Origin of the sequence: Peptostreptococcus russellii (assembly GCF_900110295.1) — a bacterium.
Lineage (GTDB): Bacteria > Bacillota > Clostridia > Peptostreptococcales > Peptostreptococcaceae > Peptostreptococcus > Peptostreptococcus russellii_A.
In genome coordinates, this window is record NZ_FODF01000013.1 from 18534 (window position 1) to 30300 (window position 11767).

At 30.1% G+C, this 11767-nt stretch carries 10 protein-coding genes; 8 read left to right on the top strand and 2 right to left on the bottom strand.

The features are described 5' to 3' along the window. Window positions 1-131: 131 nt before the first annotated feature. Window positions 132-776, bottom strand: coding sequence for a PAQR family membrane homeostasis protein TrhA (gene trhA / locus BMY82_RS07245; RefSeq protein WP_091975896.1), 645 nt, complete (start codon window positions 774-776; stop codon window positions 132-134). 314 nt (window positions 777-1090) lie between these two features. On the opposite strand from trhA, the gene BMY82_RS07250 reads away from it, so the two are divergent. The 5 genes from BMY82_RS07250 (at window position 1091) to BMY82_RS07270 (ending at window position 5913) form a co-directional block, all read left to right on the top strand. After that, on the top strand, window positions 1091-1762 hold the full coding sequence (locus BMY82_RS07250) for a DUF1836 domain-containing protein (RefSeq protein ID WP_180366755.1): 672 nt from the start codon (window positions 1091-1093) through the stop codon (window positions 1760-1762). A gap of 36 nt (window positions 1763-1798) precedes the next feature. Next, the gene (gene rnmV, locus BMY82_RS07255; RefSeq protein ID WP_091975898.1) at window positions 1799-2335 is read left to right on the top strand and encodes a ribonuclease M5; all 537 of its coding nucleotides are present in this window, start codon (window positions 1799-1801) and stop codon (window positions 2333-2335) included. 224 nt (window positions 2336-2559) lie between these two features. Next, a complete protein-coding gene (gene rsmA, locus BMY82_RS07260; RefSeq protein WP_091975899.1) occupies window positions 2560-3444 on the top strand; it encodes a 16S rRNA (adenine(1518)-N(6)/adenine(1519)-N(6))-dimethyltransferase RsmA in 885 nt (294 codons plus the stop codon). After that, entirely contained in the window at window positions 3434-4279 is an 846-nt protein-coding gene (locus BMY82_RS07265; RefSeq protein ID WP_091975900.1) for a hypothetical protein, read from the top strand. The genes rsmA and BMY82_RS07265 overlap by 11 nt, the downstream gene beginning before the upstream one ends. Before the next feature lie 254 nt (window positions 4280-4533). Further along, a complete protein-coding gene (locus BMY82_RS07270; protein ID WP_091975901.1) occupies window positions 4534-5913 on the top strand; it encodes an aminopeptidase in 1380 nt (459 codons plus the stop codon). Between the two features lie 67 nt (window positions 5914-5980). Here the strand turns inward: BMY82_RS07270 and murC are convergent, their stop codons facing one another. After that, window positions 5981-7336, bottom strand: coding sequence for a UDP-N-acetylmuramate--L-alanine ligase (gene murC / locus BMY82_RS07275; RefSeq protein WP_091975905.1), 1356 nt, complete (start codon window positions 7334-7336; stop codon window positions 5981-5983). Between the two features lie 406 nt (window positions 7337-7742). On the opposite strand from murC, the gene purR reads away from it, so the two are divergent. From purR to BMY82_RS07290, 3 genes are all read left to right on the top strand, one after another. Next, the gene (gene purR / locus BMY82_RS07280; protein ID WP_091975902.1) at window positions 7743-8573 is read left to right on the top strand and encodes a pur operon repressor; all 831 of its coding nucleotides are present in this window, start codon (window positions 7743-7745) and stop codon (window positions 8571-8573) included. Window positions 8574-8893: 320 nt separating this feature from the next. Further along, on the top strand, window positions 8894-9673 hold the full coding sequence (locus BMY82_RS07285; RefSeq protein WP_242938941.1) for a pentapeptide repeat-containing protein: 780 nt from the start codon (window positions 8894-8896) through the stop codon (window positions 9671-9673). Between the two features lie 603 nt (window positions 9674-10276). Then, window positions 10277-11617, top strand: a complete 1341-nt coding sequence (locus tag BMY82_RS07290) for an APC family permease (RefSeq protein WP_091975903.1) — start codon at window positions 10277-10279, stop codon at window positions 11615-11617. The last annotated feature ends 150 nt before the right edge of the window (window positions 11618-11767 follow it).

The following is an 11767-nucleotide window of genomic DNA, read 5'->3' on the forward strand; positions in this document are numbered from 1 at the left end:
GGTGATAGCAAATGCTATCACCTATTTTTTGGGATTTTCTACAAAATATATTTGTAATAATTTATATTATAATTAAATTTATCACACTGGATAAATAGTATCTATAACTTTTAAAGTATTCTACTGGAAATTTATATTAAATATATAAATACAAGTAAAAAGTGTGAAAGTGATCCTAACATTGTAAAGATATGGAATATATCGTGAAAATTCCAATTTTTAAAGTTAGGCTTTTTAATTGCATATATTACACCACCGATTGTGTATAGAACACCTCCAAGAACTAATAAGAAAAATGCTTGTGGAACAAGATTAGCATAAAGATCCTTTATTACAAATAAAGCGACCCAGCCCATTCCAATATAAAGTGCTGTTGAAAGAACTCTAGGCATATTTATCCATAGTATCTTTAAAGTAATTCCTACAAGAGCAATAATCCATAGAATTGTAAAGACAGGAATACCGACCTTCTTAGGAAGCACATAAAGACAAAATGGTGAATATGAGCCAGCTATCAATATATAGATCATTGAATGATCAAGTTTTTTCATCATTTTAACAGTTTTTTCCTTAGTAGCACTTATTGCATGATAAATACCACTTGTAAAATATAAAAGTATAAGTGATACTCCGAATATAATACTTGAAATAAATAACATTTCATTAACATTTCCTAAAATAAGCTGTTTGCTGATTAAAAGTACAAGAGCTACAACAGAAAGTCCACCTGCTATTAGATGGGTTATAGAACTAATAGGTTCTCTTAAAATAGACATATTTTCACCTCATTTCTAAAATTAGTCTAAGTAGTATGCTATACTATGTATAAGAGTATTATATATCTATTATTTATAAAATTCAAGTAATTAGTGAATATAAAAAAATATTTTTATATTTTTAAATTCTATTCAAGGTTAGTAGAATCGTGATATAATAATTATTTGTGATAAAATTATGCGAAAAATAATATTGTATAAATGGTATAATGTTACAGTATAGGCAATAAAATAAAAAGATTATCTTTTTTACAGCTTCAAAAATAATTAAAGCTGTTTACTCAGATTGCATGCCGGAAAATGGAGATGATAATATGTACGATATAAAAGAAATAATTCAGGAATTAATTGAAAGAAAAGATATGGAGTCAGAGGAAATACCAGGGATATATCTTTATATGGATCAGCTGCTGAGTCTATTTGAAGAAAATTTTCCATATAATTATGGTGAGGCAAAGCTAACAAAGACAATGATAAATAACTATGCAAAGGGTGGAATAATACAGCCAGCATATAAGAAAAAGTACAATAAAGAGCATGTTTTGATGATACTAGTTACGTGTATGTTAAAAAGAGAGCTTAGCCTTTCAGAGATTAAAGAACTAGTGGATGAATCTGTAGAAAAAGTGGATAATTTCAATGAAAAAGCAGTAAAAAAGAATAAAAAATCTGATAAGCCTGTGGATAAAAATAGTGAAAAACTAGAAGAAGATAAGGAATCCTCTTTGAAGTTGGAAAGTATTTCAGATAAGGATTCTGAAAGTATAAAACTTGAAATAGAAGAAATATATGATAGATTTATTAATAGAAAAGAAGTGCTAGGAGAGATTATAGATAATAACTTAGATTCTGTTTTAAAGAGTCTTAAAGAAGATAAAATAGTAAGTAATAATAATAAACTTTTAGATGTAATGATATTATGTTATTGCTCAAATATACTTAGTGAAGCGGCTAGAGCTATAATTAGATCAGAAAAAGATGATTAGTATTTAATAAGAAATGAAGAATTAGAGGAGAGTTAGATGATAAAGGAAGTAGTAATAGTAGAAGGTAGAGATGACATTACAGCGGTAAAAAGGGCATTGGATTGCGAACTTATAGCTACTGGAGGATTTGGATTTCCCAAAGGAGTAATGGAAAGAATTAAGACTGCACAGAAAAAAAAGGGAGTAATAATATTTACAGATCCAGACTTTGCAGGAGAAAAGATAAGAAAAAAAATAGCTGCAGAGGTTCCTGAATGTAAACACGCGTTTTTACCAAGAGATGAAGCTGAAAGAAATGGCGATATTGGTATAGAAAATGCCAGTCCTGAAAGTATTAGAGCAGCTTTAGAAAAGGTTAGAACTGAATCCAAGGAAAAAAGAAATGAATTTAATCAGTCTGATTTACTAAAGTACGGTCTAATAGGTTCAGAAAATTCATCGGAAAAAAGAGATGAGATAGGAAAAATTTTAGGTATAGGATATGGAAATTCAAAGCAATTTTTAAATAGAATAAACAATTACGGAGTTACAAGAGAAGAATTTGAAAAGGCGGCTATTAAAGTTTGTAGATAAAAGCTTTAATAGTGTTTGTAACAAATGATTGTAGTAAATATGTAAAGATTGATTTAAGTAAAATCTGTTATAATATAAGTTGTGGCAATAGAGTAGAGCTTTATTAATTTATTTTTTATGAATAGTTGAAAGGTTTTCTTCAACTTATAAAAGACAAGTTATTTTTGAAAATGAAATATTGCTCTTATGATAATAGATTAAAATAAGTTTAGAAAGGTAATTATATGAACAAAAGACTTTCGTCGCATATAGCGACCATGGAAATAGTAAAAAAGCATAATTTTAAGTTCACTAAGTCCCTAGGGCAGAACTTTTTAATAGATGATAATATAATAGATAAAATAATAGATGGAGCAGGGGCAAAAAAGGGAGATAAGATTATAGAGGTAGGTCCTGGAATAGGAACTCTTACCAGAGAACTAGCTCAGAGGGCTGATAAATTGATGGCAGTTGAGATAGATAGAAACTTAATTCCTATTTTAAAAGAAACACTTGCTGAATATGACAATGTAACAATTGTAAATGAAGATATAATGAAGGCAGATATTAATAAGCTAGTAGACGAAAAACTAGATGGTGGTCCAATAAAGCTTGTAGCCAATCTTCCCTACTATATTACAACTCCTATAATAATGAGATTTTTAGAGGAAAATGTTAATGTAACAGATATAGTAATAATGGTTCAAAAGGAAGTTGCAGAAAGAATGAATGCAACTCCAGGTAATAAGACATTTGGAGCCTTGTCTGTAGCAGTTCAGTATTACTGTGATACAGAAATAATCGCAAAGGTACCGAGACATATGTTTGTACCACAGCCAAGTGTAGATTCAATAGTAATAGCCCTTAGAGTAAGACCAGAAAAAAAATATAACGTAGACAATGAGGAAATATTCTTTAAGACAGTAAAGGCAGCCTTTGGACAGAGAAGAAAAACACTTTTAAACTCACTTACAAGTATGGGTGTTCTTGAAAAAGAAATTGTAAAGGAAGTTTTAGCAGAAGCTGAAATAGACGAAAAAAGAAGGGGAGAGACTCTTAGCCTTTATGAGTTTGCCCATCTATCTAACTGTATCAATAGAAGGATAGAAGTGATAAAAAATGGAAAATAAAAAGAAACCGAAATTAAAAAAAACTACAATACTTATACTAGCTGTAGTTGGTTTTTTCTTTCTGTATTTCTTTTCCTTCAAAATGTCTAGAGGTTATATTATACATCATGCAGCCGATGACACTACAATTATGGATATAGATAATGGTGGTGAAAAAAATAAGGTTCAGCAAGAAATGGAAAATAAACGCTTGAATGAAAATAAAAAAAGTCCAATGCAGAGATTGAAAGAAAGCAAGAAGGCATTTATATCAGATGATCAAGTTAATGACATCAAGATAGATGGTTCAACTCTTGAAGATTTTAAGAGAGCCATGTCTAACTTTGTAAAAGTAAGAGATGTTGACGAGGAGTTCAAGCCTATAAATAAAGGTAAAACTAATAATAACGTTCAATTTGAAACGGATTTTAATTATTTGGTTATAAAATCCGGTAAAAAAAGAGAATGCTATAAGATTCCTATAAGTGAAAAAAAAGACTTTCAAAATATGTATAGAAGGATGATATATACTTCTGTTGAATTTATTACAAATGGCAGAGGAATTGGAGATGTTAAAATTTACCACGGAAATGAAGAGAAAAAAGTTTGGTTTTGGAAGAAAAAAGAACTGATAAATAAGATACTTTATAAGAGAGAGGTTGGCAAGATACAGCCTGAAAAAGAATTTACAAGAGTAAAAGACAATTACACTATAAAGGTAGATAAATCTGGAGTAGTTCTTTCAATTCAAACAATGGGTAAGGATTTTATAAAGGTTACATGTGGAGATAATACTGCATATTATGAGGTATATCCTGATCTTTATAACTATTTACACGATAAAGAATTTAAGTAAAATATAAACGGACTGATTTTTCAGTCCGTTTTTTACATGTATAAAAGTTTAAGATTTCCATTTTAATTACAGAAAGTATAACACAAATAACTTTATAGGGCAATGTATTCAAAATTATTAGAAAATAAAGTCCTATTACTAGAAATATGCTATAATTAAGTTATTATATGGAAGATAAAGTTTTCCTGTAATTAATAAGAAAATTTATAGAGTTTATAATGGCTCTATAAAAATAAATAAAATGAGGTGATAAAATGAGTTTAGAACTAAAGAGGGAGTCAGTTTGGAAGTTAGTAGATGAAGCTCAGCACAAAGAAATATTTAACTATGGTGAAAGGTATAAGCACTTTCTAGATAGGGCAAAGACAGAAAGGGAAGCAACTGCATACATAGTAAAAGAAGCAAAGAAAAAAGGATTTATTTCTTTAGAGGAAGCAAGTGCTAAAAAGATTAGAGTCGGTGATAAGATCTATATGAATCATAAAAATAAGGCTGTAATTCTTGCGGTAATAGGTGAGAATTTAGAAGAAGGAATGAATATTGTTGGTTCTCATATAGATTGTCCTAGACTAGATATTAAAGCTAATCCATTATATGAAGATTGTGAAATGGCGCTTTTTAAGACTCACTATTATGGTGGCATAAGAAAATATCAGTGGCCTACTATACAACTTTCACTTCATGGATTTTTAATTAATTCCAAGGGAGAAAAGATAAATATTAATATAGGTGAAGACGAGGACGATCCCGTTTTCTTTATCAATGATCTTCTTCCACATCTTGGAGCAGAACAAAATAAGAAAACTCTTGGTGATGGAATTACAGGAGAATCTTTAAATATAGTAGTAGGACACTCTTCATACGGAATAGAAGATGATAAAAATCCTATAAAGAGAATGGTTTTAGAAATATTAAATAAAAAATATGGAATAGAGGAAGAAGACTTTAATGTTGCTGAATTAGAGGCAGTTCCAAGTGCAAAAGCTCGTGATGTTGGATTTGATAGAGCTATGGTAGCAGCTTATGGACATGATGATAGAATTTGTTCATATGCTAATTTAGAAGCTATTTTAGAAACTAAAAATCCTAAAAAAACGGCAATAGCTTTATTTGTAGATAAAGAAGAAATCGGATCAGTAGGTAATACTTCAATGTCAGCAAAGTTCTTTGAGAACTTTATAGCAGAAATTATGTTTTCTCAGGAAATGTATTCTGAAATTAGCCTTAGAAGAGCATTGTCAAGATCTAAGGTTCTTTCTGCAGATGTAACTGCAAGTATAGATCCAAACCATAAGGGTGTTATGGATGAAAGAAATGCAGCACTGTCTGGATATGGAATATGTATGTCAAAGTATACTGGAGCTAGAGGAAAATCAGGATGTAATGATGCGAATGCTGAATTTTTAGCAGAAATAAGAGATATTTTCAAAGAAAATAATATAATTTGGCAGACTGGTGAACTTGGAAAGGTTGACCAAGGTGGTGGAGGTACGATAGCCTACATACTTGCAGAATACGGAATGGAAGTAGTAGATATGGGAACACCAATGCTTTCAATGCACGCACCTATAGAATTGGCATCAAAAGCAGATGCATATATGACAAAATTGGCCTATAAAGCATTTTTAAAATAAGGTTATTTATAAAGTTTAATAAAAATTACCGACCAGTTTTCCGGTCGGTAATTTTTATTATTTGATTTTACTTTCCTTCAAGAAGTGCCTCACCAACTTTGTTTACAGGACCTGCACCACAAGTTACAAGAAGATCATTTTCTCTAAGATTTTCTCTAAGATATTCTGTAATTTCTTCAAATGTAGGCATATACATTGCATCAACATTGTTTTGGTAAAGTTTTTCAACAATATTTTTAGAACTAATATCGCCAGGATCTGGTTCTCTAGCAGCATAGATATCAGTAACTATTACCTTATCTGCAGCATAGAAAGATTCTGCAAATTCGTCTAAAAGAGCTCTAGTTCTTGAATATGTGTGTGGTTGGAAAACAATCCACAATCTATCTTTTTTAAGATGTCTAGCAGCTGCAAGAGAAGCTTTAACTTCTGTTGGATGATGTGCGTAATCATCGATAACAAGGGCACCTTTGTATTCTCCCTTTTTCTCAAATCTTCTTCCAACACCTGTATAAGTCTTGATAGCCTTTTTTATAACATCTACTTCTATATCAGATTCAATAGATGCTATAATGGCTGCTGTTGCATTATAGACATTGTGTAGACCATATATAGACAGATCAAATGTACCTAAGTTTATTCCCTTATACTTTAGGTTAAACATAGCATATCCATCTTCATCATATTTTATATCAGATATTAGTGCATCATTTCCAGCATTTTGACCGAACTTTATAATATTTGCTTCCACTTCATAAGTAATGTCTTTAACATTTTCATTGTCACCATTTATTATGAAATATCCATCAGGAGGAAGTAGCTTTCCAAATTTATTGAAAGAGGCTTTAATTTCTTCTATTCCTGAGAAGTAGTCAAGGTGATCGGCTTCAATATTAAGAACAATTGCTATAAAGGGATTGAAGTTAAGAAAACTATCAACATATTCGCAAGCTTCAGTAATAAAGTGCTCTGAATTTCCTATTCTGACATTACCACCTATTGTGCTAAGATTTCCACCTACAAGAATAGTAGGGTCCTTCTTGGCATAGTCAAAAATAGTAGAAAGCATACTAGTAGTACTTGTCTTTCCATGAGTTCCAGAAACAGCTATTGAGTTTTTGTATTCTCTCATAATCTGTCCTAAAAAAGCAGCTCTATTAATCATAAGAATATTCTTGTTTTTTGCTTCCTGAAATTCTTCGTTATCAGGAGATATAGCTGCAGTGTAAATAACAAGATTTATATCGTCAGTTATATTTTCTTTTCTTTGTCCGATATGAACTGTTGCTCCAAGTTCTCTTAAATGATTAACTAAATGTGACTCCTGCATGTCTGAACCAGAAACTTTGTATCCTTTATTGATACATATTTCTGCAAGAGCACTCATGTTAATTCCGCCGATTCCAATAAAATGTACATTCATCATAATTTCACCCCTCAATTATTAAAAAAGTATACAACGTGAACGTTTTATATGGTATAATTAACTAATGTTCAGTAGTATAAAAGCTGTTCAGGTTATATTCTTATAAAATATGCAAATTAACCTATTTTAACGCAATTTATAATAGAAAATTAGCTTGTATGATATTAATTTATAAACAAGTTCTATTTGCGTGTACCAAAGTTAAAATACATATTTTGATTTTGCTAGATATATTATATCACAAAGAGTAAAAAATAGTTAATTTACTTAAAATTAAAAATTAATGTAAAGAAGAATAGGCATAGAAATAGTATTAATAATAGTTTAAAGAGGCGTAATAAAAATTAAGCTCAATTATTGAGCAGCGTATGATTTTAAGCAATTAGGGAGGAAAGAATAAATTATGAGCAACAAATTTAAGAGAAATGAGAGAATAGGTGCAATAGTAAAGATTTTATCAGACAATCCTAACAAGATATTCACTCTAAGCTTTTTCACTACACAGTTCAATGCTGCTAAATCAACAATAAGTGAGGACTTGATAGTGGTGAAAAATGTATTTGAAAAGCTACAGCTTGGAAAGGTTGTAACTATTTCTGGTGCTGCAGGTGGAGTTAAATATATACCAAAAACTTCAAAAGAAGAAAATGAGGAATTTTTATATCAATTATGCGATAGAATAAAAGAAGAAGGAAGAATTCTTTCAGGGGGATTCTTATATCTTATAGACCTTATATACGATCCTAATGTGGTATCAAAAATCGGTGAAATATTTGCATCAAATATAGAGTATGATGATGTTGATTGTATAGTAACTATGGAAACAAAGGGAATTCCAATGGCTCTAATGACAGCAAAGGCAATGAATTTACCTTTAGTTATAATAAGAAAGAACACAAAAGTTTCAGAAGGTCCTACAATAAGCATGACTTATGTAACGGGTTCGTCTTCAAAGATTGAAACAATGAGTCTTCCAAGTAAGGCTTTAAAGCCAGGTAGTAAGGTAATTATAATAGATGACTTTATGCGTGGTGGTGGAACAATAAAGGGCATGATAGAGTTAATGAAGGAATTTGACACAGAAGTTGCTGGAATAGGTGTATTTATATCTACAGTTCAGCCAGAAAACAAGTTGGTTTCAGATTATATATCTCTGTTAGAACTTGATGTTCAGGGAGATAAAATAATAGCAGAACCTAATTTAAAGACTTTCAATCACGAATATAGAGATTAATAAAAACATAAATTAGAAATAAAAATTATATAGTGGAGAAAATATTTTTTATAGATGTTATTTTAAAGATAAAGGACAATAATAAGTTTAAGAATTCAATGTATTTTCTTTTAGAAAAGATGTTTTGCATGGATGAAATTTAAAAGGCATAAATCATCGATAAAATAAAAATATCTTGGCGATGATGAATCAAATATAATGAATGGAAATAGGTAATAAAAAAGAGTATAATATAATTATGAAAACTGCGTATATGTTATTACATTGCGCAGTTTTATTTGAATTGGCAAAAGTATTAGTCTTTATAAGGAGATGTTTTTATGAAAAAGATACTAGCAGAAGGCTTAGATTACAGCAATTCTTTGAGAGAAGTGAGCTATAGGGAACTAGTAAAGTATGTTGATTATTTTAGAAAAACAAGAGCAGATGACGAAATTCTAGACTTGAGTATGATAAAACTTGTGGATAAAAAAGATTCTAAAGAAAGCATAGATTTGAGAGGGAGAGATATGTCATTTATTGATTTTTCTTGGAGTGATTTTATAAATGTAGATTTTACAGGAACAGATTTTTCAAACTCAATTCTAGATAATGGAAAATTTACAGGGTCGAATTTTTCAGAATGTATATTTAAGGATAGCAGCCTTTATGGAAGTGATTTAAGGGCTTGTAATCTTTCTAATTCTGATTGTGACGGTACTATTTTTACTTCTGCAATACTTATAGATGCTAATTTAGAGGGATTGAAAGACAGTGATAGAACTGTACACTTTAGAATGGCATGTCCAGAAAAGGGATATTTCTTTGCCTATAAAAAATGCTTTAATGATAGAATGGTAAAGTTATTGATACCGGCAGATGCTAAAAGATGTTCTTCAACTACAAATGCTTGTAGATGTGACAAGGCTATTACTGTTGCTATTATGAATACAGATAAAAGTGGATTTTATACAGAGGCAAGTTCATTTGTTGATGAAAATTTTGTATATAGATTAGGAGAAATGTCATATGCAGACAGTTATCATGAAGATAGATGGTTGGATTCATCTCATGGTATACATTTTTGGATGAGCTTTGAAGAAGCACTGGGATATATGTAAAAAATTATAATATGAAGTTAAGTAAAACAACTAAACAACAAAAAGTATATTTTAAAAAAACATATGAAGAAAGTGAAGTGCTTTAGAAATTATAATTGAATTTGTTAAAAACAGCTAGAATACAAAGTCTAGTTGTCTTGTTTTATTAAGTAATTTAAAATTAAACTTAATTTATAACCATAAGTAAAAGAATTAAAAGAAAATTAACAAGAATTTAAATAATTAGGGTTTTTTTCTTAACAAAAATCGACAAAAAATCTTCAAATAATATAAAAAAATAAAAATAAAAAAATATTTTTAAGAAAATATAACGTTTTCTTTAATTTTTATAAAAAACTCATGGACCTTTATTCCTTAATCATGTATTTCTAAATTATTTCTATGGGAATACTTAGAAATACAAAAAAAAAGAGAGTAGTTTTAACTTGAATTAATAGCAAAAAAAAACTATAATCAGTAAGTAGATTGAAAGATTGATACATCAGTTTTACGTATTGTCTATTTAATTAAAAATACATAAAAGTATACAAATTAAAAATTGAATTTTGATTAATTGTTAGTTGTCAGTAAAGTAATATTAAGTTATTTGAAGGAGATTAAAAAATGCAGGACAATAAGTTAGAAAAGAACATTGGGCTTTTTGCAGCTTTATCTACAGTTGTAGGTGGAGTAATTGGTTCTGGTGTATTCTTTAAGCCGCAGATAATATTTACTGCGTCTGGTGGAGCACCAGGATTAGGGATTATCGGTTGGATAGCAGCCGGAATTATTACAATAGCAGCCGGACTAACAATGGCTGAACTAGCATCTATGATACCTGAAACAGGTGGTATGATGATGTACATCAAGAAGGTTTATGGCGAAAAAATCGGATTTTTAGCTGGATGGGCGCAGGTTGTGTTATTTTTCCCTGGACTTATAGCAGCTTTGGCAGTTGTATTTGCTGACCAGTTTGTTGCACTTTCAGGAGCAGCATACCTTAAGATACCAATGGCAATAGGTGTAATAATCCTGTTGGCACTTCTTAATCTTATAGGAAGTAAATCTGGTGGTATAATACAGAACGTTTCAACTATATGTAAGGTTGCAGTTCTTATTATACTTATAGTAGCAGGATTTGTAATGGGTAAGGGAAATAACGGAATCATAACTCCAGTAATAGGAAAAGGAATAAACCCTGTTACAACATTCGGAAGCATACTACTAGCAATATTCTTTGCATTCGATGGTTGGATAAACGTTTGTGCCTTAGCAGGAGAAATGAAGGATCCAGGAAAAGATTTACCTAAAGCAATAGTAGGTGGACTAGCAATAGTTGCATCTATATATGTTATAATTAATATTTCATACTTATGGGTTGTACCAGCAAGTCAGCTAGCTGCATCCGCAGCACCAGCAAGTGATGTTGCAACAGTAATGTTTGGTCCTATAGGTGGAAAATTAATAGGTGTAGGTATAATGATATCAGTTTTCGGTGCTTGTAATGCATACATAATGACTGGCTCAAGAGTTCTATATGCTTTATCTAAAGATGGCACACTTCCAAAGAGTGATACACTTTCAAAGATAAACAAGAACAATGTTCCAGGAAACGCTATAATAGCACTTGCAATACTATCATGTATATTTGCACTATCAGGACAGTTTAACTTACTAACTGACTTTGCAGTATTCTCAATTTGGATATTTATTGTACTATCATTTATAGGAGTAATAATATTAAGAAAGAGAATGCCAGATGTAGAAAGAAAATACAAAGTACCTCTATATCCAGTGGTACCAATTGTAGCTATAGCAAGTGGATTATTCGTATTAATAAACTTACTTTTCACAAATACTCTTTTAGCAGTAGGAGGAATAGTAATAACATTAATAGGATTGCCAGTATATGCAATAGGAAAGAAGAAATTATTAAAATCTAATAAGAGTTTAGAATCAAACTAGTTTTAAAGATAATTAGAAATAAAAAATGAGAAATAGGAATTAAGAAAAATACTGACAATAAAGATTTGATCGTATCAATAACATAAAAAATACAAACATCATAATAAATAAAAAACATTCAAAAGGAAGTTCATTAATGAACTTCCTTTT